Raw genomic sequence first — 24,099 nt, forward strand, 5'->3', positions numbered from 1 at the left:
GTTCCGGGACAGGATGTGCTCAGCTTGGTATGGGCTGCAGGACGGTGAACGTGCGCAGCGCCTGTCCCCGATCCCGAAGACTTGGCCGAAGGAGATGTCATGCGGGTAGCGGTGGTCACGTTCGACGGGTTCAACGAACTCGACAGCTTCATCGCCTCGGCGCTGATCAACCGATGCCGGGCCGACGGGCTGGAAGCGTTCATCACGACGCCGGCGCCGGTGGTCACGTCAATGAACGGCGTCCCGGTGACCGGGCAGCGTCCGATCGAGTTCGTGAGCGAAGCCGAGGTCGTGCTCATCGGGAGCGGGGTGAAGACCCGCGACGTGGTCGCCGACGACCGGCTGCTGTCCATGTTGCCGCTCGACCCCGCCCGGCAGCTGATCGGTTCGCAGTGTTCGGGCGCGCTGGTGCTGGCCCGTCTGGGCCTGCTGGAGCACATGTCGGCCTGCGCGGACAGAACCAGCCGGCCGTTCGTCGAAGCCTGCGGCGTCACCGTGCTGGACGCACCCTTCCACGCGCACGGGAACATCGCGACGGCAGGCGGGTGCCTGGCGTCACAGTACCTGGCCACCTGGGTGATCACCCGCGCCCTCGGCGAGGAGGCCGCCCGCGCGGTCCTCGACTACGTCGCCCCGGTCGGCGAGAACGACGAAACGGTCGAACGCGGTCTCCGCGCCGTCTACGGGGGCAGCGGGCTCACCCTGCGCTGAGCCCTGGGGAGCAGGCGGTGGCCGCTCGCTGCCCTCTCCTTCACAGGTCGCCGAGGCGTTCTCCCAGGTTGAGTTCGAGTGGGCCGCGGGTCTGCAGTCCCTGCGCGAACAGGGCCTTCACCCGGGCCTGGGCGGCGTCCGCGGCGACCAGATCGCGGAATCGGATCGCGTCCGCCCGGACAGCGTCGGCGGCGGGCAGGGTCAGCTCGTTGAGCACTCGCTTCGCCGTACGAACTCCTTCGACCGGGAACGAGGCGATACGCCCGGCGAGCCTGGAGACGAAGGCGTCGAGCTCGGCATCGGGCAACGCCCGGTTGATCCAGCCATACCGCTCCGCCGTGTCGGCGTCGAAGTCATCGGCACCGAGGATCGCCTCCATCGCCCGCCCCCGGCCCAGCAGCCGGGCGAGATGCTGCATGCCTCCGGCTCCAGGAGGCGCGCCAGTGCCGACCTCGATCTGCCCGAGAACGGCGTTCTGGCGGGAGGCGAAGCGCATGTCGCACGCCAGCGCCAGTTCGCTGCCCGCCCCGCGTGCCCGGCCGCGGATCTTCGCGATCGTCACGACCGGTAGCTTGCTGAGCCGGTACCACAGCATGCCGAGCGAGGCGTCGCCCGGGCCGCCTGCCCGGGCCGCCTCGGTGGTGTAGTCGGCGACCTTGGTCAGATCGACGTGCGGGACGAAATACTCGGGATCGGCGCTCTCCAGCACCACGACCCGGACACCCTGATCCGTTTCCAGCTCGCCGACCAGCTTCACCAGGTCGCGGACGAGCTCGGGGCCGATCAGGTTCATCGGCGGCGCGTCCATCACCACGCTCAGCACGCCCTCGTCGGTGGAAGCGAGGCGCAGGGTCCGATACGTCATGGCTACTCATCCTCTCGGTGACAGGGCCTGGCCTTTGGGCTGTGCGGCTTGGCATGGCAGGGGGCGGGCGGGTGCCCGCCCCCTGCGTCCGTTCAGGCAGTCGCGAGTGACCTGCCACAGGTTCCCCTCGCACCGCCCCACGTGCAAGGCGGCGAAACTCACCGGGGGTCAACCGGTTACGCGGTCAGCCTTGTCGTCCACTCGAAGCAGTCGCCCTGGTAGTTGTTGTCGGTGAACATCTGTCCCCAGCCCTCCTGCCCGTAGTGCTTTGGGGCTGAGTCACGTCCGGGAGAAGGCCCCCGAGTCCGGAAGTGGCCCCCCGAACTGGTCGGCGGCCAGCCACCGTCTCCCGTCGTCTCCCATCTCCCGCCCCATCCTCGTGCAGCCGCCCTCCGGACCGGCCAGGCGCGGCCGGTGCCCGCGGGTGGTGTACCGGCGCGGGCACCGGCGGACAGCGGTCAGAGCCTTACGGGGAGGGACCAGCCGCCGCAGTCGGACCTCTGCAGGAATCCGCCGTTGTCACAACCCTGGACGGAGAAGTAGTGGATGGTGCCGTTGCTCGCTCCGATATTGCCCTCGGGCACGCTGAACACGCCGTTCCAGGGGTCGATGCGGCCGACCTTGTACTGCTCGACGCCCTCGTGTAAGTACTCGTAGCGGACGTTGAAGAAGTCCCAATCGCGCCCGGTCGGGCCCCAGCGGAAGATGACCTTGCCCCCGATCGCGTACACCCTGACCAGCGTCCTCGGCCCGATGGCCGGCGACCAGCCGATCTGGCCGTTCAGGAAGTCCTGCCGGCGGGCGTGGTTTCCGGCGAACCCGTACTCGGCGTTCCGGGGGCAGCCGAAGACGCTGTTCTGCCCGCCCGAGTCACGCCATTTCTCTCCGATCAGCCCGTAGGGCGTTAACGCGGCGTCACACGGGGTGGCGGCGGTGGTGGCGGGGGTGGCGGCCTGGGCGGGGAGGCCCGCGGACAGGACCCCCGTCAGCGCCGCAACGGCTGTTGCCAGTGCGAGGCGCCGAGCCCTGCTCCGGGCGAGGTGTCTGGGTGATGTGAGCATGTGATTTGCCTCCGTCTGCGGGCGTGGGATCCACGTTCCCGGCGTTCCTGGCCCCTGTCGCGGGGCTGCTTTGAGTCTCGGCCGGGACGGCCGGTGGCAAATCGGGGCTGGTACGGGACCGCGCTCCGTACTGGCACGGATACCCATGGTCGGCGCGGCGGCCTACCGTGAACCCATGCCCCTGCCACGCCTGTCCGCGTACGCCGCCGCCGCGCTGGTAGTGGCCAATGTCGCCGCCGGTGTAACACTGCTGGTGCTGTCTCCAGACCGCCGCTCCGCGATCCTGTTCGGGACCTTCGCGGTACTCGGGCTCGTGTCGGCCGCCATCGGGGTAATGGTCGCGGTCCGGCGGCCGGACAACATCGTCGCGACGCTCCTGGTCCTGGTCGGGGCAAGCGGCGTGTGGATGACATTCGGCGAGGTCTACACCGGCGTCGTGGCGCGCCGCCCCGGACTGCTGCCGGTATCCGACCTGTGGGTGGGATTCTCACCGGGCAACTGGATGTACCTGTACGCCCTGCCGGCACTGCTCATGCTGTATTTCCCGGACGGGCGGCTGCTGGGGCCGCGCTGGCGGTGGATCGCCGGTGGGCTGGTCGTCGTGCCCGTGATCTTCATTGTGGTAGGGGCTGCTGTCGATCCCACACCGTTTGCGCCCCCGTTTGATACCGTCCCGCACGCGTTCGGACTCCCGCCCGAGCCGTTGCTCACCATTCTCCGCGCCTTCCTGTTCGCGCTGCTACCGACGCTGCTCGGGCTGCTCTTGGCATCAGCGACCTCGATGTTCATGCGATACCGGCGCGCCACCGACCCGGTGCACAGGGCGCAACTGAAATGGTTCGCGTTGGGTGCCGCATGCCTGCCGGCCACCCTGTTGGTGGGCTGGGCCGGCGTACTGCTCCTCGACGATTCGAACCTCGTCGGCTATGGGCTGGCCGTGAGCTATTTGGCCCTCCCGGCCGCGACCGCGGTCGCCATGCTGCGCTACGACCTGTACGACGTGGATCGCGCCCTCAGTACCACCGTCACCTACGGTCTGGTCACCGCCGCTCTGCTCGGCTTCTACACGGTCGCGTCGTTCGTCGTGGGTCTGGGCGCGGGGGGATCCTCGCCGGTGGCGGTGGCCGCGGCCACCGCGGTGTGCGCCGCAGCGCTGACCCCGCTGCGCAGCTGGGTACAACGACGGGTCGACAGCCGGCTCTACCCCGCCCGGCGTGCCGCGCTCAGCGCGATCGAGGACCTGCAGCGGCGCACCCACGCGGGTACGGCCCGCCCGGAACAGCTGGAGTCGGCTCTGCGGGAAGCGTTGCACGACCCACAGTTGCGGGTCGGCTACCGGCTGCCAGGCCAGGTCGGCGACGCGGGTCTGGTCGACGCCAACGGCACGGCGCTTGACCCGGGTAACGCCTCCTCCGCTCCGGTGCGGCTGGGCGGGCACGACATCGGCGCCATCGTGCGCGGCACGGTGGGTTCACGTGAGCTGCTGCGCGAGGTCGCGGCCGCGGCCGTGTTGCTGGTCGAGGTGGTGCGGCTGCGCATCGAACTGAACCGGGCCCTGCGCGATGTGGAATCGAGCCGGGAGCGGCTTCTGCACGCAGGCTACGCCGAACGCCGCCGGCTCGAACGCGACCTGCACGACGGCGCGCAGCAACGGCTGGTGTCGCTGGGCATGGCATTACGGTTGGCACAGCGCCACCTCCACGACGCGACCCTCGACGTCAACGGGCTGCTCGACCAGTCGGTCACCGAGCTGGGCACCGCCATCGACGAGCTACGCCAGATCGCCCATGGCCTGCGCCCCAGCAGCCTCGATGATGGCCTCGGCCCTGCGTTGATGGCGCTGACCAGTGGCGTACCCGTGACGGTCACCGTCGATGTGCGGGCCGACCTGCTACCCGACCAGATCGCCACCACCGCCTACTACGTCGCCAGCGAGGCACTGGCCAACGCCGTCAAACACGCTCAACCGGGCGTCATCGGCGTTTCCGTCCTACGCATCGGCGGGCAGGTCAGTGTCCAGGTCAGCGACGACGGCTCCGGGGGTGCCCGGCCCCGGCCCGGCGCCGGGCTCGCCGGCCTGGCCGACCGGGTCGCGGCGGCCGGCGGCCAGCTGCGACTGTTCAGCCCAGAGGGTGGCGGAACCGTGGTGGAGGCGGTGCTGCCGTGCGCATCGTGATCGGGGAAGACTCGGCCCTGTTCCGCGAAGGGCTCGCCGCGCTGCTCATCGACGCGGGCCATCAGGTGGTCGCCAAAGCGCCTGACGCGCCCACACTCGTCGCCGCCGTCGACGCCTGCGACCCGGATCTGGCCATCATCGACGTCCGGATGCCGCCGGATCTCACCGACGACGGTGCCCGCGCTGCCCGCCAGGTCCGGGCCAGCCACCCGAGCCTGGGCATCGTGCTGCTGTCCCAGCACGTCGAGACCCGGCACTCGGTCGACCTGGTCTCCCGCGGCCGGTTCGGCTACCTGCTCAAGGACCGGGTCTTCGACGTCGACGACTTCCTCGACGCGATGCGCCGGGTCGCCGCCGGCGGGTCGGCGCTGGATCCCGAGGTGGTCGCCCGGCTGATCGGCGGGCACCGCGGCGCCGACCCGCTCACCTCACTCACGCCGCGCGAACGTGACGTCCTGGCCCTGATGGCCGAGGGCCGCACCAACGTGGGCATCGCCCGCCGGCTGTGGCTCACCGACCGGACCGTCGAGACACATGTCGGCTCGATCCTGGCCAAGCTGGGCCTGGCCAGCTCTGATGAGGACCACCGCCGCGTGCTCGCCGTCGTGCTCTACCTGAGCCGCGGCCCCGATCCCACAACCAGGCCCTGGTCACAGCAATGACCGCGCCGGATCGGCGTTACGGCCGTCACCACGTCCGCGCATACGGCTCCGGATGGCCCCGTGGCATCAACGCCGCTGGCCGTTCCGTTGTCGATCAAGCCCTCTGTCCTACCGCCGCGCCGCCGAACTCTTCGAGGCCACCACCGCAAAGCTGACCGGTGGCCCCTGGACACTGCACCAACTGCGCCACAGCGCGCTGACCCACACCGCCGAAGACGGCGTCAGCACCTTGAAGGGTGTCAAAACTATTGCCAAGGCCGTGACCTGCCTCTTTATGGCTGCACCTCGTTGCTCAGCCAGCCCGCTGGTATTCGTTGATCAGCCCGCCGAGAGCTTCGCGGCGCTCGATCCGGCCTATCGGCAGCGGGATCACGTTGGAGTCGTCGGTGGAGCCCGAAGGCCGAGAGAGCGGTGTGGTCTGTGCTGATTGTAATGATCGGCGTAATCGTCCAGCACGGTGCGAGAGTGCCGCTCGCCGAAGATCAGCGGCCTGTCGGTGCATTCCGTGCGTGCGGTCTTGACCCGTCGCTCGGCGAACGCGTTCGCGCGAGGCGCCCGCGGCGGGATCTTCTGCACCTGGATGCCGTCGCCTGTGAACACCTCATCGAAGCTGCTGGTGAACTTCGTGTCCCGATCCCGTATCAGGAACCGGAACACGCCGGCCCGGCCCTTCAGGTCGGAGAGGAGGTTCCGGGCTTGCTGGGCAACCCATCGACCATCAGGTGGGCGGTTAGGCCGAGCATGTGCATGAACCGGGTGCCGACCTCCACCACGAACAAGACGTACAACCGGCGCGGCGTGACGGTGTCCGCCGTGAAGAAATCACCAGCCGGCGTGCTCCCGGCATGGGCACGGAGAAAATCGCGCCATCGGTCGTCGGCACGTCGCGGCGCCGGCCCACGCGCGCTCGTTTCAGGACTCGGCGGATCGTCGCACCGCTGACTTGGTGGCCCAGATGCCGCAGTTCGCCACGATGCGCTCGTAGCCCCAGCGCGGATTCTCCCGCGCCAGCCTCTGAATCAACGCCACGACCGCCGGATCGGTCGCAGGTCGTCCCATCCTCCGCGGCGGGTAGGTCCAGTGGCGTGCGATCAGGCGCCGGTGCCGGCGCAGCGGCGTCCCTGGCGCCACCAGCCGGTGGGCGCGCAGCACCGCCGGCAGTCCTCGGGCCAGCGCGGACAGCACCGCTCGATCCGCTCACGACAGCCTCGGACGGCCAACCTGACGGCGGAGCACCGCGACCTCGTGTCGCAGTAGGAGGATCTCCATGTTCTTGGTCGCGTCGCTACGAGCCAGCAGGGTCAGCCACCCCAGAATGCGGCAGAAGATCATATAGAAGAGACGGAGCGTCACGAGCCTCGAGCATGCCCGACCCAGGTCACTGCTCCGACCAGGAAGCCAAGACAGACAAACCCGCAGCTCACGCCCGTGAACGGGAGTATTGACACCCTTCAGGTGCCGACTGGGCACTGTTGGCCGAGGCGATCCGCGCTGCCGGCGGGCTGCCTGTGCAACCCCCTGCCGGTAGCTCTCTTGAGCGGACGTTCGCGACTTTCCTTTGGGTCATCATGCTGTCCCCTGAGGCGGAGACCCGGGCTGTCACCCGGTATATGGACCTCGCGTCACTGATCGCCCACCTCGGCGGTGTCGGCGCAGATGTGGTCTACGCCGATGCCGGGGTGGTGGCCACCGTAGCCGAGGCGACCGTGGTCGCGAACGTCACCTTCACCGAAACCGCCACCGTGGTGGACGAGTTGGTGGTGGAAAAGCGTAAGGGATTGACCCGTGCGCAGCGGCGGCGCCTGTGCCAGTTCCATGTGTTGGAGCATGAGCAGCAACCGGACGGCCAGTCACGATAAGAAGCCCGACGGGCTCGTCCTACTGTGACTGGCCGTTGTGATGCGGGTGGTTTCCGGGGCGGCCTACAGAGCCTCGGTCAACCGAGGAGGTTCGCGGTAGCGAAGATTGCGGCGGCGGACTTCAGGTTCGATTAGGCCTTGAGCCCGACGGCGGTTTCGTCCTCGTCCGTGTCCGACCCAGTTCTGGGCGGCGAACTCGCAGGAGAAGTCGCCGACTCGGCGGTCTCGGCCGGCTTGCGCAGGACCGTGCCCGCGCTCATCCCGCCGGACGCGGTGATGCGGAACCGGTGGAGCGCTGCCCCCGCAAACGTAGGTGGCCCCAGCCGGCCGACGTTGGACAGGGCCAGACCGGCCAGGACGACGGCGTAGATCAGGTGCTCGTCAATGATCGGCGGCGGATGCCTGCTGTGGATCGGGCTGCACGAGCCCACCCAGGAGAAGTTCGACCTCATCGCCGAGAAGGTCAACCTGCACCCGCCGGCCGTCGCCATCATGCCGCCGGGGTTAGGGTGCGGCCGGGCGCTCGCGTGCCTGGTTGATGCGCAGCGCCTCGGCGAGTTGGTCTTCCAGGACGATGATGCGGCAGGCGGCATCCACCGGGGTGCCCTGGTCGACGAGTTCGCGGGCGCGCGCGGCCAGGCGCAGCTGGTAGCGGGAGTAGCGGCGATGGCCGCCGCTGGAGCGCAGCGGCTCGATCAGTTTGGCGGCGCCCAGCGCCCGCAGGAATGTTGGGGTGACACCGAGCATTTCGGCGGCCGAGCCCATGCTGTAGGCGGGATAGTCCTCATCGTCGAGCCGGTCCTCGAACCGGTCTTCGGCCGCCGATCCGGTCTTGGGTTCGGCTGTGTCCGCGATCCTGCCGGGAGTGAGCGTGTCTCCGCCGGCGGCCGAGCGAGGTTGAGCCATACATTCCTTTCCTATGCGCGCACGGGGGGCCCCGACGCCTGTCGCGCCGGGGCCCCGAAGAGTTCAACACCATCTACCGGCCATCTGGCCGGTTCACTGTTTCCGCGTCCGCCGTGCTGTCCGGCGGTGATGCGGGGATCGCGAATGCGTGACCGAAGACCACCTGCCTATCTGTGGAACTGCGGTACCCGAGCGGCGAGACACAGCCAGCAACGGGCGATCCCGATGGCGTTCAACACTCCCTTCAACTCTTATCTTCGCGACCTACTGTCCGACTTCACTGCGGCAGCGCGTCCACGATCAGGACCCCCAGCACTGCACTGGCCCCTCACGTCCGACCTTCTGCCGTCAATCCACTTCGTCTTGCTCCGGGCAGTTCATCGTGGTGCTCGTACTTCCGCCGCCCGGTCGATCCGTCCTTGCGATGTGAGAAACATTAGCCTCAGCGGCTGCGAATGTCTACTTCGGCGAGCATAGATTTTCGATGCCGGACGCGGTGGTCTCCCGGCGGCGCCGCGACCAGCGGGAATGCCGCATCTCTGCCACCGGCCGGGGCTGGCCCGGCCGGGGCTGGCCCGGCCGCGGGGACGACCAAAGGCACCTGCAGGCCCTTGGCGTTGGCGGCGATTCGTCGCGCGCCAGCGGCCGCCGCGGTGTGCCACGGCTGCTCTATCGGTCTGGCTTGCCGCTATGAGGGCTAGGAGTTCGGGGTTCGCCGCGCGGTTTGGTCGGGGCGGGTCCCGGCGGCGAGTTTGGTCAGCCCCGGGATTTCGGCGCCGCGGCGATGGGCTTTTTCCATGAGGGCGGCCGCCCGCTCCGCTGTGGTGTGGCCTTGGGCGACCCGATTGTCCAGGTATAGTTTCGAGGCCCGTGTTCCCGCGGCGATCTGCCGCTGGACCTCCTCTACCGTCGCCTCCGACTTCGTCTGTTCGTGCAAGGGCCGGGCGGTCATCGTCAGCTCCCGTTGCCTGGAGGCCGGATTACAAGGTGATCTTGGCGTCGGTGAGGGTCTTGTGGACGGCGCCGAGGGAGACCTTCACGCCGGTGGCGATGGTGCGGATGGCTTCGCCGCGCTCGCGGCGGGCGAGGATGGGGTGCCGTTAACCGGTGTGACACCGGCCGCCAAATGCGGTAAGCAATCTGTCCTGAGCGCTATGTAATGACAGGCCGGTTTAGTCGGATCTGTAGCCATGGAGCATTCGCTGTTCGCGATGGATGAGCTGGTCGAGCACTGGACCGTCCTCAACGATGAAGCCGCGCTGGTCGCCGCCAAACACGAGGTGAGCTTCCCCCAGTCTCCGGAGACTTGACCTGAGGTCGAGGGAAGGGGCGCTACTCACACCACGCGCCGCGCACCGAGTAGTTGCTGACTAGGCTACTTTGACGTGATATAGGTCGTTGCTTGGCTTCTCATCTCTTTGTCTGATGCCTCGACGGTTGTGCATGTGGCGCTCATCCTCACGTGTGACCAGTCACGTGAACCAGGAGGATGAGGGTGAAAAGCAAGGGGACCATCAGCAAGCGGTGCGGGTGCCGTGACCGTGTCACGGGCAAGCAGCTGGGACCTGCCTGTCGCCGCCTGGGTGAGCGCGGGCACGGCAGCCGGTATTACGCAGTGGACATCCCGCCCGGGCTCAACGGCCGCCGTCAGCGGATCCGACGTGGTGGCTTCCCCAGCAAGCAGGCCGCTGCTCGGGCACTCGCGCAGGTACGTGCACCGGCAGGTCCGGCTTCTCGGCCGCCACGGTGACCCTCGGGCGGTGGCTTCAGGTATGGCTGGCCTCCCGGGTGTCTCTGCGCCCAGCAACGCGGCGCAGCTACACCGAACACATGTGGCCACTGCTGCCCCACCTGGGTCACATCACCCTGGCCGATCTGCGTCCCGCCGACATCCAGGCCATGTTCACCACCATCAGCCGGCGCCACGCCGCGCTCGGCCGGCCGCTGAGCCCGGCCACTTTGGCCCGGATCCACGCCACATTGCGCGCGGCGCTCAACGGCGCGATCCGTGACCGGCTCATCGCCGACAACCCGGCCCGCTACATCGAACTCCCACCGGCGCGGCGGCCCCGCGCCGTGGTCTGGACCCCCGAGCGCATCGCCGAATTCGAGCGGACGGGGGTTCGGCCCGCGGTCGCGGTGTGGACCGCCGCCCAGACCGCCCATTTCCTGCACGCCAGCCGCAGCCACCGGCTATACGCGGCGTTTCATCTGATCGCGTTACGCGGTCTGCGCCGGGGCGAGGCCGCCGGACTGCGCTGGTGCGACATCGACCTAGGCGGCGGCATCGCCATGATCTGCCAGCAGCTCCAGCGCCTGGGCGGCCAAGTACTGCAATGCCCACCCAAGACCGGCTCCAGCAGCCGAGCCATCGCCCTGGACCACACCACGGTCACCGCACTACGCCGCCACCGCTCCGCTCAACAGGCCGAACTCACCCGCCTCGGACACCCCAGCCAAAGATGGGTCTTCACCAACCGGTACGGCGGACCGGTCAACCCCGATCACCTCACCCGCACCCTCACCGAACTCATAACCGCCGCCGGACTGCCACCGATCCGCCTGCACGATCTGCGGCACGGCGCGGCCAGCCTCGCCCTGCAAGCCGGCGCGGATCTAAAGGTGATCCAAGACCAGCTCGGCCACTCCAGCATCGTCCTGACCGCCGACACCTACATCAGCGTGGTCCCCGAAGTCGCCCACAAAGCCGCCGAAGACGTCGCCCAGCTCATCTTGAAAGCCGGACGATGCGCGCCAGGTGCTCGAAGTCCCCGCCGCCCCGCACACCCCCGAACACGTCGCACGCGTCGAACCGCTAACTGATTCCTGCAGGTTGCGCACGCAGATACGGCCCAGCCTGGCCCCACCACGACCCCACCAAAGATCAGGGCCGATGCCTGTAGCAGACATCGGCCCTGATCAGATGAGTGCGCCGCCAGGGACTCGAACCCCGGACCCGCTGATTAAGAGTCAAGCGGGCAAGCGCCGTAGCGGGTGCCGAACGGTGTCAGGGCGTGCCGCTTCGTGCCGCTTCGTCCGCGAAACCGCTGATTTTCGTGCCACGTGGTGCCGGCCTGTGCCGGATCGTGCCGGAACATTCGAGCCCAATACGAGCCCACACACCCATCACGGGCCGTCACGCGGAGTAATCTCACCCCGATAGCCTTCACGTGTTGCGTCTATGACACCGCCAGCACCTAAGGCCGTCCGTACAACCGGCCCGTGACCGGGTCCCTATGCCGAGGTGATCCCACGCCACAGTGTCTTTCCAAATTCTCGCAAGCAGACGGAGATGTCGGGAGCACCAAGTGCGGAACCAGTCGCAGGGCTCTCGGAGAACAGAAGCTCGACAAGGGACGCACCTTACTCGGCAGGACATGACACCGCGGGCTCATGATGAGCTCAACAGCAACCCCTTGTCCCAGATCTCCCCGGGCTCTCTGCATTGATCCGAGAGGGCCCACCGCCGAATGCGTGTGAGCCGATCGTGATCGTGGCCAGGATGCGGGAAGGATCGGACTGAATAACAGACGGAGCCGACGCCCCCCTAGCCTTGCATCGGGATACTTGATCCGCTTGATGTGTCTTTAAATAGGCCCGCCATCCCGGCGGCACCATGATGATCTCACCATCAGCACATGACGTGAACCGGGACGATGGCTAGCCGTCACACAACGTCTAGACACAGATCGTCAATAAGCGGTCGATTCCTGCGATACGCCTCGAATCGGAACTATGATACATAAGTTCTTAGAGGTAAGCCGCGGACTGCTGATAGAGTTGCCAACGCGTGATTCTGAATGGGTTCGTGTGGTACTAGTTCGTGCGAGGCGTTATGGGAGTAGGTCTCCCTGGTAGGCGGTTCAAGCGTTGCGATATCGCAGGCAACGCAGGCTGGCACCGCACGGCCACAGACGATGAGGCCGAGCAAGTGCATCCCGCCCAAGTCCTCGCCTCGTTCGATGAAGCTTTCCGGTTTCGCCAGGAAGACTTGCAGCGGGGCGTGGCCGGCTTGCGCGAGCCGCAGCTTGGAGCCGTACACGCGGTTCTAGGTCACTGGGCCTCAAGACGGTCTCAGCCCGCCACGGTCGTCATGCCCACGGGGACAGGCAAGACCGAGACAATGGTTGCCTTGCTGGTGGCCGGGCGAGTTGAGCGCCTGCTGGTGATCGTTCCCTCCGACGCCTTGCGAGACCAGATCGCGGACAAGTTCGAAGGACTGGGGTTGCTGCAGGACCTCGGCATCGTTGCCGAGTCAGCCCTCAAGCCGATCGTGGGGCGGGTCAAACGCGGAATGCAAGATCCCGTTTTGGCTCACGAGTTCGCGACGCACTGCAATGTGATCGTGGCAACGCCGGCCGTCATGAGGCATTTCTCCCCAGCGGCACGAGATGCCCTGACCAGGGCTTGTACACATTTGTTCATCGATGAGGCACATCACGTGGCCGCGCAGACCTGGCGCGAGATTCGCGATCAATTCAACGGGAAGCGCGTGGTCCAGTTCACGGCCACCCCTTTCCGCAACGACGGCGCCGATCTCGGCGGTCGATCCGTGTTCAGTTTTGCCCTGAAGGATGCATACCAGCAAGGCTACTTCTCAAAGATCAAATATGCTCCCGTGGTCGACCTGTTCGAGCCTGACCGAGCAGTCGCGACTCGTGCTGTCGAACTGCTTCGCGAGGACCTGGCCGCTGGTTACGATCACCTGCTCATGGCCCGGGTCAACCGCATCGGCCGCGCTGAAGAGGTCTTGCCGCTCTACCAAGAGCTCGCGCCTGACCTGAAACCCGTCATTTTGCACAGCAATGGCCGCAAGACAGACCTGAAAGCCGCGCTGGAGGCACTACACGCCAGAACCAGCAAGATCGTCGTGTGCGTCGACATGCTTGGGGAGGGCTTCGACCTTCCCGCGCTCAAGGTCGCAGCGATTCATGACCAGCACAAGAGTCTCGGCATCACGCTGCAGTTCATCGGCCGGTTCGCTCGCGTGGCCGGAAATTCGATCGGGACGGCGACCGTCGTCGTCAACCGCGCCGAGATCCAGTTCGACGAGAACTTGAAGAAGCTGTACGCCGAAGATGCCGACTGGAACGACGTCATCGAGGTCCTCTCCGCACGCGCGGTAGGCGAGCAGGAAGAACTCAGCGAGTTCGAAGAGGCCTTCGCCAGCCTGCCTGATGAGGTCTCGCTTCGAAACATCGCACCGCGGATGAGCGCCGTCGTCTACCGAACTCCCACACTGCGCTGGAAGCCTGAGGTGCTTTCGCCGTTCTTCGGCGACCGACTCCTGACCCACCCTGTCGCGATCAACGAACGAGATCGGGTCGCCTGGCTCGTCGCGCGGGAGCGAACACCCGTCGCCTGGGGCACGGTGAAAAGCCTTGAGGACATCACGCACGATCTCTACATCGTGTACTGGGACAGCACGCACGGGCTGCTCTACATCAACAGCTCCAACACCGACAGCGTCCACAAAGAACTCGCCCAAGAGATCGGCGGCCCGGATGCCGCCATCATCAGGGGATCAGCCGTCTACCGGATCATGGCGAAGATCCGAAGGTGCGTGCCGACCAATGTCGGCACTCTCGATGCCCGCAACCGCAGCCGCCGCTTCCAACTCGCGGTCGGCGCCGATGTCTTACTCGACTATCCCGAGGCAGAAAAGCGCAACAAGAGCCAGACCAACATATTCGTCAGCGGCTACGAAGGAGGCGAACGCGTCAACGTCGGTGCCTCCCTCAAAGGTCGTGTCTGGAACTACGGCGTGGCACCCACGCTCAAACGCTGGATCGACTGGTGCGACGAGGTCGGCGCCAAACTCACCGATGAGACCGTCGATCCTTCCGACGTTCTCAAGGGGTTCATCATCCCCACCGAGGTCGAGGAACGTCCCGAACTCGTTCCGCTGGCCCTGGAATGGCCGATCCAGTTCTTCCTCGACACCAACCCAAGCGTCGAGATCAAACGCGGTAACTTCAGTTGGCCGATCATCGACACCGACCTCACCGTCACCACCTTCACCCGCGAAGGCCCGATCGGATTCACCCTGCACACGCCACACTGGAGCGTCGACTACCAGATCACCATCGCAGGCGGCCATGCCAGCTTCACTTGCGACGGTCCCGAGCCAACGGTCGAGACGAGCCGCAAGGCCCAACCCTTCAGTGAATACCTCAATCAGCACGGTCTACGGATTCTCTTCGAGGACGAAGCCATCCTCGAACCGGACATGCTCCTCATCCGCCCAGCAGGAGCCGTGGCCCCCTTCAGCCCCGAACGGCTCCTGACAATCGACTGGACCGGCATCAACCTCCGCAAGGAATCCCAGGGCGTCAACCGCGATCCCACATCAATCCAGGCCCGGACCATTCAGCACCTGCTCAGCATCGCCGACTGGGACCTCGTCATCGACGACGACGGCCCGGGGGAGGTCGCCGACATCGTGGCCGCCCGCATCGAGGACAGCCAACTCCATGTGAACCTCGTCCACTGCAAATACGCCCACTCCGGCGTCCCCAGCGCTCGAATCGACGATCTGTACGAGGTGTGCGGCCAGGTCCACAAATCCACCAAATGGAGACATCGCCCAAGCCGCCTCTTCGCCAATCTGATCCGCCGCGAAGGCCAACGCCGAGCCAGCGGCCGGTTTGGACTGGAAAAGGGAACAGACCAAACGCTTCATGAGCTCGCCCAGCGCGCACCACTGCTGGAACCGAAGTTCACCATCACCATCGTCCAGCCCGGCGTTTCCAAAGCTCGCGTCTCCGAAGACCAGCTACATCTGCTGGCCTGCGCCGAGGTGTATGCGATGGATACTGCCAACAGCGTTCTCCAGGTGATCGTCCATACCTAGCATCCGCTGGAGTTCATCCCTGCCCAGGGAAATTCTCATATGTTTTGGCGCAGCCTTACGACGGTGCCATCCCCGACATATAGAGAGCCTTCAAATCAGTGTCCGTGATTCACGGAGCACCGTGGAAACGGCGTAGCCACAGCGGGCTCGAAGCCGTGACCCCGAGCCTGCGTGGCGATGATTCTCAGCGGTCGGGTCGTCGGGGGATTTCTTCTCCCAGCTCAGACAGCATCTGGACGCGTGGATCACCGCAGCGCGAGCCAGCGGGATCTCCCAGCTACACGGCTTCGCCGATGGCCTGGTCAAGGACTACGACGCGGTACGCAACGGGCCCACCTTGACCTGGAGCAGCGGCGCGGTGGAGGGCGCGGTCTGCCGGATCGAAGCGATCAAGAGGCAGATGTACGGGCGCGCCAACTTCGACCTTCTACGCCGTCGAGTCCTGCTGGGATCATGAAAATCACGGACTTTGTGCCAGAACCCGCACTAAATGGCCATTGACACCCGACGAAAATGGACAAAGGTCAGGACGCAGCGTCAGGGCTGAGGTGGTCCAGTCCAGAACTGAACGATCGTTTTTACGATGTCTTTCAGTAGTCCCGCGGACGCCGCTTCCTTAGCCACACGGAACTCGAACTCCGTCTTGCCATCTTTCCGTTTGATACGGATATCGACCTTCGTTTGCAGCCATACCACAACCGCGGCTAGCACGACAATGGCAGGTGCGGCAAGTTCCGTACCCAGTCGAGTGTCGGATGGTGGGTCTGCTAGCACCGAATCGGTTACACACCCGGTTGCCGGGTTCTCGGCAAGGGCAACTAGAACTCGGCGTGCAGCCGCATATTGGCATGGCATGGCCAGGGCCAGCGGTGCTGAGTCGCTGAGCTCGCCTTCCTCGAGTAGGGCTGCCAACAAGGCCTGGGCCTCATCGCTGTCTTTGGTCGCAATGGCGAGCCCGGCCGTTGCTGCAAGTTCCTCGGTCACCTCCTGCAATGCACGGATGACGGTGCGGTCGTCGAGCTCCGCGATGTTTGCCGCGGTCATGTGTCTCTCCAAATTCCGAACAGGGTCAGAGCTGCCCAGTGGTACGGATGGGACTCCCACGGCTCGGTCGGGTGCTCAAGCATGGCGCGTTGAGCATGCCAGAGCGCCTGCCACGGCGGCTTTCCTAGGCTGTTTGCCCCGCCCCATAGATGGCGGTAGAAGTCCGTATAGAGCCTGCGTGAGCTCGCGTCATCCACATCCCACAACGTGGCCACGATGCTGCGTATCCCCGAGTGAAGCAGTGCGTGAACTATCCCTTCCAGGTAACCCGCGCTGTAGGCGTCCCGACGTGCGGTCGAGCATGCCCTCAGCGTCAACAGGTCGAGCCGCAGCCCTTCACGGGCCAACCGGCGAGCGGTCAGCAGGTGGTCGAGGCGGGTGCGCACTTCAACGGTGTACGGGTACTTGGTGGGGCGCTCTCCCTTGTACGCGAGGAATACCCCGGAATCCATGGGCTCCACAGTGTCGAACCAGCCGTGGCCCGCCAGATGACCAATCGAAGATTGGCTCAGCCCGGCAATCGCTGCGTCCACGGTTGCGCGCGGACCTGTATCCTGGGTTACCTGCCAATCTCGATCATGAACAAGGAGTTCGACGTCTCGCTCCAGCCGGTTGGGGTCGATGTCCTCTCGCGCGGCGACTCCTGCGGCGTAGGCCTTCGAACCTGCCCGTGCGGGAGGCTGCCCTGCCAATTTGAGTAGGGCAGTTGCACTCCCCACCTGGACGATGGCGTGCTGAGTGACCAGGGCACGGCCATCCTCAGGCAGAGGAAGAGCGTGCAGTGGCAGATCATGTATCGGCCCGTCAGCCGCGATACAAAGCAACTCACGCCCAGTTGCGTACGGCAGTGCGGCCAGCATTCCAGGTGCCAGGCTTTCAAAAAATGTGAGGCTACGTCGCCAGGGCCGTCTTACGGGCAATGGTCCGAGTGGCGGGAATGCTTCCTGATCGCCATCAAACGTACGCCGCAGTCGTTCGGATGCCTCCTTCAAGGCCCGTTCGCTGAGCGGTGTGCGGACTGCCGCAAGCTGGTCGGTCTCTGGGATATAGATGAAGGCAGTCGTCTCGCTGAATCCGCAGTAGTAAGAGAGGTAAGCGCACCGGGCCGCGTCCGGGTGAGCGCGAAGATAGTCACGTAGTTCATGGAAGGTCGCTGGGGTCCTCGGCCCGATAGATGCGCCTCCAGTCTGCGTCTTGTACTCTTCATGCAAGTTGAATGCGAGTTCAAGGTGCGATGACGGGTCGGGGAGACGCAACACCGGACCGTGATCGACTAGCAGCTCAATTAGCTTGTCGTAGATAATTCTATGCTGCTGCATCTGAGCTGGTATATCGACTAATTCTGCCCCATAAATTGATCCATCCATGAAGTTATTGACAAGGTGGCAGCGAGCATTCCAGAGGATTTCGAACGCGTCCTGCATCGCCTCTGGATAGCCAGTCCAGGCCAAAAGGGTATTTACAAGCTTAGTGGTCACCATCATTTTTAGATGTACATCCGAAACGTTCTGCTCGACTTCGCGCATAAGTTCCCACAGAATACGTATCGCTTCCTCGAAATGGTTATCTTTTTGAAGCTCTTTAGCTTGAGCAATAACAAATGCCATACGTAAGTTCCAGTCTCCATCATATTTAGAACCCAGTGCCTCACGATAGATCTTAACCATTTCTAGAAGCCCTTGACTTCCCTCGTCAAGGTCTTGAATCAGAGGCAAGAGCATGATCAGCCCTTTTGGTATATCATCCTCACTAGTGGCCAATAGCTGGATCATCGCCTGTTGGTAACACTCAAAAGCCTCGGCATCTCGCCCATTTCGCTGCTCGATATGACCCAGCCCAATCTGCGCGATAACTGCGCTTATCCCCATAGCTCCGAGTTCTTCCATCAATTCCAAAGCGCGCCGAAAGCAACTCGACGCCGCGGAATCGTCTCCAAGCGATTCGTAGGCGTTACCCAGATTGTTGAGGGCGCTGACCATGCCCCGGCGGGACCCCATAGCCTCAACGATTGAAAGGACTCGCCGAAACTCGCGCAGCTCCTCCCGACCCCGTCCCGACTTACCATATGATGCGGCGAGATCGGTGTATGACTGGCACTCGGCCTCTCGGTCACGGTTAGCCCGCGCGGCGTCCAGCGCCACTCCAAAGGAGGCTCGTGCCTGATCGTAAGCACCTATGTCGTCTAGTATGAGACCGCGCAAGCGATGGAAATGGATTCGCAGACGAGTGACATGCGCCATAAGCGCAATCCTTCCCCCGCTGCCACCATAGAATTGGGCGCCATCCAGAACCGTTAGCGCTTCCCTACACCTTCTCGCCTCACGCAATTCGTGTGCGATCCTCATCCGCAACCAAGCAACGCGGGGAATCGCCTCCGGTTCGGGCACAGGTATGTCGTCGGCTCGTTGCAGAACGGCCAATGCCGTGTCCAGTTCGCCTCGTTCAGAGAGCTCAGCCGCTTCTAGTTCCATCGAAAGGCGGGACTTGGCATCGACGGTAGATGAATAGGCGTCCCGGCCAGCACTCTTAGCTGATTGGTCTGCGGCTAGAAGTGGACGAAACTCGCCGATGAATTCGATATGGAACTTCGCAACGGCAGCTTCAGCAACGCGACCTTCCACTCGCAGGCCCTGCTCCAGGGACATCAGTTCCTGAACCAGCAAGTCCAGATCGACCCGACTCGCGTTCTTTGCTACAAGATCCTCAACGTACTGAATCGACCATGCAGACATGATCTCGAGTACTAGCTTCCGTTCAATTTCGCCACTGGTCACGAATCATCCGCCTCTGACTTCCACGCACCCACGGCACGTATCGCTTCCCGGACGCTGTCACGGTCTGCTTCATTCTCGGCAAGTCGAAATGCCGTCAAAAAATGATGCTTGGCTGCGTCATGCTCACCCAAATGCCAGTAGAACTGGGCCACATGTACATGCGTGTAGTATCCTGCTGCCGAATCTGCAGCTAGCTCATCAGCTATATGTCTTGTCTCCAACAAATCGCCTCGATTGAAGGCGCCAAAGAGAAGTGCGACCCTAGCTTCGACGTCGTTCGGGAAGATTTGCAGGCCGAACCGCAGTTCTGCTTCAGCTTCGAGATCACCTTCCGTTGCCTTATCGATGGCCTCTTTCCTTGACGTCAGGTATTTTGCTACACCTTTCTTATTATCCGGTTCGGTCCGTGATTTACGCAGCTGCGCCAGAATTTGAGAATGCGGCGCCTTCTGCTCCAACTCCAACAATACCTCGGGAATTCTGTCGTGTTCCTCGCAGGTCAGGAGCCCTAGCGCCAGAAACTCCAGCCCTTCCGGATCAGCCGGTGCGCTAGCGTGGACGAGTTCGGCAGCGGCTAGCACGTCCCGGCTCGTCAGGCCGCTGTCCGGTATTTGCATAAGCCTGCCGACGATCCGCACTAGGTCCTTGAGTTCTTCCAAATATACGAGGCCCCGCTCAATCCTTTCTCGGATGGCGGCTGACCGCAGCTCCATCAGTCGCCTCTCCCGCTCCCTCCGGGCCCACGCTTCGCCCAATTCGCCGAGGCGTCGCTCAATCAGTTGCCGCAGAGCAGTCCCTTCCTCGATGCGGCCCTGGCACTCCAGGAGCATCCGAGCTGTGGCATCGAATTGCCCATCCCGCATCTGGCACGTCGCAAGATTTATGGCGGCCCAAATCGCCTCGGGTGCATCTTCCGGCACACGTCCCCACACCTCCCTGGCGCGATCGATGTAGCCAGCACATGCAAGCCCTGCGGCATAAAGGTTCAGCGCCGAGAGATCGTCGCCCAAGGCCTGCTCCGCTAGCCCGTCCAGCACTTGATCCCGCTCCCGCGTGGAAGTACTAGCTTGGATGGCCGCGAGCGGGCTGCCGGAAGGCTCGGGCCCGCTCAGCAGCCAGGTCCAGTTGAGTGCTGCGGCCATGCTTCCTCTTGAACGATCGTCAGCGAATCTGCTACTCCTAGCACACACCCGGTCGCTTGGATACCAGCGTCCGAGTGATGTGACTCTTACCCACCAGAACCCTGCTCATTTGCGTCGGGCATGAGATGGGAACTGACAGATGCGAGACACCAGGACCCGCGGGATTCGGCTCCATCCGGCAATTGGCTAACCTAGATGATCCATTTGGTTACGGTAGCGACCATCACGTAGAGGTTTCTCGTTGGGAGCTGCATACGGCATCTGGCTGCAAGGTGGCGACCCGATGCTCCGTTTGAGGCCTGAAGCATAGGAACGCATCCGAGACCTCACCTACGATTTACGCGTCTCCACGAGACCGAGGCAGTCGTGCTCGCTGAGTAGTGCCCAGGACTCCTGGCAGGGAACAGTGCATGTTCGGAATAAGTACCTTGCACCAGTAATCTTGGGACTGGAGAGCGGCTGCTGCCCCGAACCAGAACCCGCCACCGCCGTCGCCGACGGCGCGGCCAAGCGCTACCTGATCTACGGCCGCGTGTTCAATACCGCCCGCGACGAGCACGGCAACCACCTGTCGGCCGGGGTCTTGCGCAAGGCTGGCTGGGTCGCGATCCCGCAGGTGGTCACCGCGATCCGCATGCTGGAGCGCATCGCCAGGCCCAGACTGCTGTTCGCCGCCGAGATCCACGACCCCTGCTCCCCGGACCTGCGCACCGGCCGGTCGCTGGCCGTGGTCACGATGGCCAACCGGGTGGAGAAGTTCACGGCCTGGGTCAACGAGCACTCCGCCAGCCACGATCGCCACGGCGAGGCGGTCCCCCGGCAGGAGGGCGAGCGGATCGGCACCATGCGCTTTCGCAGGACCGTGGCCTGGCACGGGCGTTCCCCCAAAGCCAGGTAGTTAAGGTTTCTGGGCTGTTGGCAAGGGTGCTGTGGAGTTCGGTTCGGCGGTGTAGAGGCCTGGCTTGATCTTGCGGATGAGTCGGCTGGCGGCCCAGCGTGATAGCTGCCGGTACATCGTGTTCAGGGTGACGTCGCCGAGGTGTTGGGCAATGTCACGGGCCTTCCAGGGGCGGTTGGGGTCTTGGTGAAGGAGAGCCAGGGCTTGTTGTTGTCTGCGGCGGTCGGCCGTGGTCATGGGCCGCTCGTCTCGGGACGCGGAAGGCAGCGTGGGTGGGGGTGGCAGGAGGGTGATGTCGAGGTCGGTGATGGTGCGGCTGTGGACGGGCCGGCCGTCGTTGATCCGCTCGTTGTATCGGGAGATGGGTGATTTGACCTTGCGGGTGCTGACGCGTGGGCGGCGGGGTGGCAGCAGCGCCGCCAGGACGCGATGCCCGATGGTTGCGACCGGGCCGATGGCGTTACCTGGGTTGTCGCCAGGTTGAATGACCAGGTCGCGGGCGGTGTGCAGGGCGATGGAGAAGCTGCAGCGGTCGGGGTCGGTGCCGGGCCGGGACTCGGCGGCGTCGACCATCACGGTGCGTAGGAGTTGATAGAGCGTGAGCACCGACCACATCTCCTGCTGCAGGCCGGTGGGGTCGCCTGAGCGCAGGATCCGTCCTTGCATGATCGTGTGGCGGAGCGCGTAGTAGGCGGACTCGTGGTCCCATCGCTGGTGGTAGAGCCGGACCAGGGCGGCGGCCGGGTAGCGGCGGGCATCGGTCAAGGTGGTGACCAGGCGGTAGGTACCGGTGAAGGTGGTGCCGTCGGTGCAGGTCACCGTGATGCGGGCCTCGATGACGCGGATCTGCAAGGTGCCGATCACCGACAGATAGGAGCCGTCGGTGAGGGTGGCCAGGATGGGGGTGCGCCGGTTGCTGCGCAGCCGGCCGAGCACCTGGGCACCGGTGGCGCTGACCTGGGCGAGGAAGGCGTTACCGTCGAAGCCCTTGTCCCATAACACGAGCATGCCCGGCTTCAGCAGGTGCAGCAGGCGCCGGGCATAGCCACTCTCGCCCTCGCCGGTGGGGCCGAAGACCGCGCCGATCAGGGCCCGGGTTCCGGTCTCGACGAGTGTCATCAGCTCCAGCAGGGGATAGCCGCCATGGCCGGGGCTGCCCAGCCAGGCCCGGTTACGGATGGTGTCGGGCACCTTGAGTGAGCTGCAGCCGTCAAAGGAGACCGTGCGGTAGGCACCGAACCGTACTCCGGGCGTCGTGGGCTGGGCCAGCGGTCCGCTTAGCACCTCGAACAGGCGCTGCATCGGCGCGCTGCCAACTCTGCGGCGCAGGTCACGCAGCGCTTTAGCGGTGGGCGTCACGACCGGCAGGGTCGCCAGTGAGGCCGTCAGCTTCTGCCAGACCAGCAGGTAGCCGACCTCAGGGAACAGGCACATCGCCAGCAGGAAGTAGACCCCCACACGCGACGGCAGAGCGCGCAGACGGCGTTGCACGGTGGAGGTTTCCTCAAGGACCGCATCGACGAGCTCGAACGGCACGAGCGCGGTCAGCTCCCCCAAATGCCCCGGAGCGAACAATCTCTCGACTGCTGAGCGGAGCGAGGAGCCCGTCTCGACAGCGCGGGAAACAGCAGAGCTGGCATACTCGGCAAGCAACGGAGATCCAGTTCTTCGACGGCTGGTTGTAGAAGATCACCGTTCTACTGGATCTCCGTTCCCACGTCCTCAGAACTCGCGCGTTTGCCAGCAGCCGAGAAACCTTAACTTACCTGGCCTTGGGGCTTCCCCCATGAACGTGAACACCGATTTCAGGCGGCAGGCTTCAGACTATCTGTCGTCTTCTCGTAGGCGATTGGGCTGAGGTGGCCGAGTCTGGAGTGCCGTCGGACCGTGTTGTAGCGGGTGATCCAACCGAAGACGGCCAAGCGTGCGGTGCGGGCGTCGGGCCAGCTGGAAGCGCCCTGCAGGGTCTCCCTCTTGAGGGTCGCGTTGAAGGACTCGGCTGCGGCGTTGTCGGCGCTGGTGCCGACCGTGCCGCGCGAGCGGGTGACGCCGAGCCGGCGGCAGGCCCGCGCGAACTCCCCAGAGCAATACTGGGCCCCGTTGTCGCTGTGAAACACCGCGCCGTCCAGACGGCCGCCCCGGGTATGCGCCGCGGCCTGCAACGCGTCGACGACCAGCTCGGTGCGCATGTGATCGGCGATCGACCAGCCCGCCAGCCGGCGAGAGCACAGATCCACCACGGTGGCCAGGTAGAGGAACCGGCCACCACCCACGGGCAGGTAGGTGATGTCGCCGACGTAGCGGGTGTCCGGCCGCTCGGCGGTGAAGTCGCGCTGGATCAGGTCCGGCACCGGGGAGGCGTCCGGCTCCGGGACGGTGCTGCGGACCTTTCTGCGCAGCCGCAGGCCGGCGATGCCGTGCTCGCGCATCACCCGCTCCACCCGCTTGTGGTTGACCACGATCCCGGCCGCGCGCAGCTCGGCCGTCACCCGGGGCGAGCCGTAGGTGCCGTCATGCTCGGCATGGATCCTGCGTACCTGCTCGGCCAGCTGCTCATCGGCCTGGCGGCGGGCCAGCCGCGCAGCGGCGCCCTTCAGCCACCGGTAGAAGCCCGAGCGTGACACCTGCAGCACCCGGCACAACCGCTTCACCCCGTAGAGCGCCTTGTGATCCTCAACGAACTGGAAGCGGTTCACCAGTTCGTCTCGTTCGCGAAAAGCTTGGCCGCCTTACGCAGGATGTCCCGCTCTTGCTCCAGCTCCCGGATCCGCGCCTTGAGCTGCTTGTTCTCCTCTTCCAGCACGTCGTCCGAGGGTAGGTGCCCGGCCGAGGTGTTCTTGCCGGGCCCCACCCCGCCGGCCGCTCGTTGCCCGCCTTCACCCCGAGCCTGCGCGGCTCGTACCCACACCCGCAGCGTCTCGCGGCTGACCCCCAGATCCCGCGCGACCGACGTGATCGTCCGGTCCGGCCTCGACAGCACCAACGCCACCGCGTCGGCCTTGAACTCGGACGGGTAGTTCTTCATCACCATCAGGGACAACTCTTCTAAACCTGACGGACATCGTTGACACCTGGGTCTCCGGCGACTACGGAGACCATCTATGTCCAACCCCAACCCCCCGCTCGATCGTGAGGCCAAGCGGCGCCT

At 65.0% G+C, this 24,099-nt stretch carries 20 protein-coding genes and 1 pseudogene; 8 read left to right on the forward strand and 13 right to left on the reverse strand.

The features are described 5' to 3' along the window. The first annotated feature begins 99 nt into the window (after positions 1-99). Positions 100-711 carry a DJ-1/PfpI family protein gene (locus tag ACFP1K_RS21095; RefSeq protein ID WP_380755910.1) on the forward strand — a complete coding sequence of 204 codons (612 nt, stop codon included), beginning with the start codon at positions 100-102 and terminating at the stop codon, positions 709-711. A 40-nt stretch (positions 712-751) separates the two neighbouring features. On the opposite strand, the gene ACFP1K_RS21100 is transcribed toward ACFP1K_RS21095, so the two are convergent. Next, entirely contained in the window at positions 752-1,576 is an 825-nt protein-coding gene (locus tag ACFP1K_RS21100) for an enoyl-CoA hydratase/isomerase family protein (protein WP_380755912.1), read from the reverse strand. Positions 1,577-2,034: 458 nt separating this feature from the next. Continuing rightward, the gene (locus ACFP1K_RS21105; protein WP_380755914.1) at positions 2,035-2,637 is read right to left on the reverse strand and encodes an LGFP repeat-containing protein; all 603 of its coding nucleotides are present in this window, start codon (positions 2,635-2,637) and stop codon (positions 2,035-2,037) included. Between the two features lie 175 nt (positions 2,638-2,812). On the opposite strand from ACFP1K_RS21105, the gene ACFP1K_RS21110 reads away from it, so the two are divergent. Together ACFP1K_RS21110 and ACFP1K_RS21115 are read left to right on the forward strand one after the other, a co-directional pair. Further along, positions 2,813-4,813, forward strand: coding sequence for a sensor histidine kinase (locus ACFP1K_RS21110; RefSeq protein WP_380755916.1), 2,001 nt, complete (start codon positions 2,813-2,815; stop codon positions 4,811-4,813). Beyond that, positions 4,801-5,475: a LuxR C-terminal-related transcriptional regulator gene (locus tag ACFP1K_RS21115; protein WP_380755918.1), complete on the forward strand. Its 675-nt coding sequence runs from the start codon at positions 4,801-4,803 to the stop codon at positions 5,473-5,475. Before ACFP1K_RS21110 ends, ACFP1K_RS21115 begins: the two co-directional genes overlap by 13 nt. 369 nt (positions 5,476-5,844) lie before the next feature. On the opposite strand, the gene ACFP1K_RS21120 is transcribed toward ACFP1K_RS21115, so the two are convergent. Both ACFP1K_RS21120 and ACFP1K_RS21125 read right to left on the reverse strand, forming a co-directional pair. After that, on the reverse strand, positions 5,845-6,132 hold the full coding sequence (locus ACFP1K_RS21120; protein ID WP_380755920.1) for an integrase core domain-containing protein: 288 nt from the start codon (positions 6,130-6,132) through the stop codon (positions 5,845-5,847). Between the two features lie 255 nt (positions 6,133-6,387). Beyond that, the gene (locus ACFP1K_RS21125; RefSeq protein ID WP_380755922.1) at positions 6,388-6,660 is read right to left on the reverse strand and encodes a hypothetical protein; all 273 of its coding nucleotides are present in this window, start codon (positions 6,658-6,660) and stop codon (positions 6,388-6,390) included. A gap of 287 nt (positions 6,661-6,947) precedes the next feature. Between ACFP1K_RS21125 and ACFP1K_RS21130 the strand changes: the two genes are divergently transcribed. Further along, positions 6,948-7,334 (forward strand): hypothetical protein, encoded by a 387-nt coding sequence (locus ACFP1K_RS21130; RefSeq protein ID WP_380755924.1) that lies wholly within the window; start codon positions 6,948-6,950, stop codon positions 7,332-7,334. Positions 7,335-7,465: 131 nt separating this feature from the next. Here the strand turns inward: ACFP1K_RS21130 and ACFP1K_RS21135 are convergent, their stop codons facing one another. From ACFP1K_RS21135 to ACFP1K_RS21150, 4 genes are all read right to left on the reverse strand, one after another. Beyond that, on the reverse strand, positions 7,466-7,786 hold the full coding sequence (locus ACFP1K_RS21135) for a hypothetical protein (RefSeq protein ID WP_380755926.1): 321 nt from the start codon (positions 7,784-7,786) through the stop codon (positions 7,466-7,468). A 52-nt stretch (positions 7,787-7,838) separates the two neighbouring features. After that, a complete protein-coding gene (locus tag ACFP1K_RS21140) occupies positions 7,839-8,240 on the reverse strand; it encodes a helix-turn-helix domain-containing protein (protein WP_380755928.1) in 402 nt (133 codons plus the stop codon). A 697-nt stretch (positions 8,241-8,937) separates the two neighbouring features. Further along, complete coding sequence (locus ACFP1K_RS21145) at positions 8,938-9,192, reverse strand: hypothetical protein (protein WP_380755930.1); 255 nt, start codon at positions 9,190-9,192, stop codon at positions 8,938-8,940. Between the two features lie 28 nt (positions 9,193-9,220). Then, positions 9,221-9,331 (reverse strand): helix-turn-helix domain-containing protein, encoded by a 111-nt coding sequence (locus ACFP1K_RS21150; RefSeq protein ID WP_380755952.1) that lies wholly within the window; start codon positions 9,329-9,331, stop codon positions 9,221-9,223. Between the two features lie 739 nt (positions 9,332-10,070). Between ACFP1K_RS21150 and ACFP1K_RS21155 the strand changes: the two genes are divergently transcribed. The 3 genes and pseudogenes from ACFP1K_RS21155 to ACFP1K_RS21165 all read left to right on the forward strand — a co-directional run. Continuing rightward, a complete protein-coding gene (locus ACFP1K_RS21155; RefSeq protein WP_380755932.1) occupies positions 10,071-11,063 on the forward strand; it encodes a tyrosine-type recombinase/integrase in 993 nt (330 codons plus the stop codon). Positions 11,064-12,171: 1,108 nt separating this feature from the next. Beyond that, positions 12,172-15,093 (forward strand): DEAD/DEAH box helicase, encoded by a 2,922-nt coding sequence (locus tag ACFP1K_RS21160; protein WP_380755934.1) that lies wholly within the window; start codon positions 12,172-12,174, stop codon positions 15,091-15,093. Positions 15,094-15,322: 229 nt separating this feature from the next. Beyond that, a pseudogene (locus ACFP1K_RS21165) lies at positions 15,323-15,550 on the forward strand (transposase); the annotation flags it as partial. Between the two features lie 80 nt (positions 15,551-15,630). Here ACFP1K_RS21165 and ACFP1K_RS21170 read toward each other — a convergent pair. From ACFP1K_RS21170 to ACFP1K_RS21180, 3 genes are read right to left on the reverse strand one after another with little or no spacing between them, the layout of a single operon-like run. Then, positions 15,631-16,137, reverse strand: a complete 507-nt coding sequence (locus ACFP1K_RS21170; RefSeq protein ID WP_380755936.1) for a hypothetical protein — start codon at positions 16,135-16,137, stop codon at positions 15,631-15,633. Next, complete coding sequence (locus ACFP1K_RS21175; RefSeq protein WP_380755938.1) at positions 16,134-18,911, reverse strand: CHAT domain-containing tetratricopeptide repeat protein; 2,778 nt, start codon at positions 18,909-18,911, stop codon at positions 16,134-16,136. Before ACFP1K_RS21175 ends, ACFP1K_RS21170 begins: the two co-directional genes overlap by 4 nt. Beyond that, complete coding sequence (locus ACFP1K_RS21180) at positions 18,908-20,053, reverse strand: hypothetical protein (protein WP_380755940.1); 1,146 nt, start codon at positions 20,051-20,053, stop codon at positions 18,908-18,910. Before ACFP1K_RS21180 ends, ACFP1K_RS21175 begins: the two co-directional genes overlap by 4 nt. Before the next feature lie 442 nt (positions 20,054-20,495). On the opposite strand from ACFP1K_RS21180, the gene ACFP1K_RS21185 reads away from it, so the two are divergent. After that, on the forward strand, positions 20,496-20,951 hold the full coding sequence (locus ACFP1K_RS21185; RefSeq protein ID WP_380755942.1) for a hypothetical protein: 456 nt from the start codon (positions 20,496-20,498) through the stop codon (positions 20,949-20,951). Here the strand turns inward: ACFP1K_RS21185 and ACFP1K_RS21190 are convergent, their stop codons facing one another. Then, positions 20,952-22,604 (reverse strand): IS4 family transposase, encoded by a 1,653-nt coding sequence (locus ACFP1K_RS21190; RefSeq protein WP_380755944.1) that lies wholly within the window; start codon positions 22,602-22,604, stop codon positions 20,952-20,954. Between the two features lie 152 nt (positions 22,605-22,756). Beyond that, a protein-coding gene (locus ACFP1K_RS21195; protein WP_380755946.1) for an IS3 family transposase occupies positions 22,757-23,982 on the reverse strand; the annotation gives its coding sequence in 2 pieces (ribosomal slippage) (positions 22,757-23,670 and positions 23,670-23,982; 1,227 coding nt in all). Between the last annotated feature and the right edge of the window lie 117 nt (positions 23,983-24,099).

It is taken from the genome of Sphaerisporangium aureirubrum (assembly GCF_042658925.1).
Classification (GTDB): Bacteria; Actinomycetota; Actinomycetes; order Streptosporangiales; family Streptosporangiaceae; genus Sphaerisporangium; species Sphaerisporangium aureirubrum.

What these genes read in the sequence shown, in the direction of transcription:
- ACFP1K_RS21095 (WP_380755910.1), top strand. Translation starts at nt 100, where the DNA reads ATGCGGGTAGCGGTGGTCACGTTCGACGGGTTCAACGAACTCGACAGC.
- ACFP1K_RS21100 (WP_380755912.1), bottom strand. Translation starts at nt 1,576, where the DNA reads ATGACGTATCGGACCCTGCGCCTCGCTTCCACCGACGAGGGCGTGCTG.
- ACFP1K_RS21105 (WP_380755914.1), bottom strand. Translation starts at nt 2,637, where the DNA reads ATGCTCACATCACCCAGACACCTCGCCCGGAGCAGGGCTCGGCGCCTC.
- ACFP1K_RS21110 (WP_380755916.1), top strand. Translation starts at nt 2,813, where the DNA reads ATGCCCCTGCCACGCCTGTCCGCGTACGCCGCCGCCGCGCTGGTAGTG.
- ACFP1K_RS21135 (WP_380755926.1), bottom strand. Translation starts at nt 7,786, where the DNA reads ATGAGGTCGAACTTCTCCTGGGTGGGCTCGTGCAGCCCGATCCACAGC.
- ACFP1K_RS21140 (WP_380755928.1), bottom strand. Translation starts at nt 8,240, where the DNA reads ATGGCTCAACCTCGCTCGGCCGCCGGCGGAGACACGCTCACTCCCGGC.
- ACFP1K_RS21145 (WP_380755930.1), bottom strand. Translation starts at nt 9,192, where the DNA reads ATGACCGCCCGGCCCTTGCACGAACAGACGAAGTCGGAGGCGACGGTA.
- ACFP1K_RS21155 (WP_380755932.1), top strand. Translation starts at nt 10,071, where the DNA reads ATGTGGCCACTGCTGCCCCACCTGGGTCACATCACCCTGGCCGATCTG.
- ACFP1K_RS21170 (WP_380755936.1), bottom strand. Translation starts at nt 16,137, where the DNA reads ATGACCGCGGCAAACATCGCGGAGCTCGACGACCGCACCGTCATCCGT.
- ACFP1K_RS21180 (WP_380755940.1), bottom strand. Translation starts at nt 20,053, where the DNA reads ATGGCCGCAGCACTCAACTGGACCTGGCTGCTGAGCGGGCCCGAGCCT.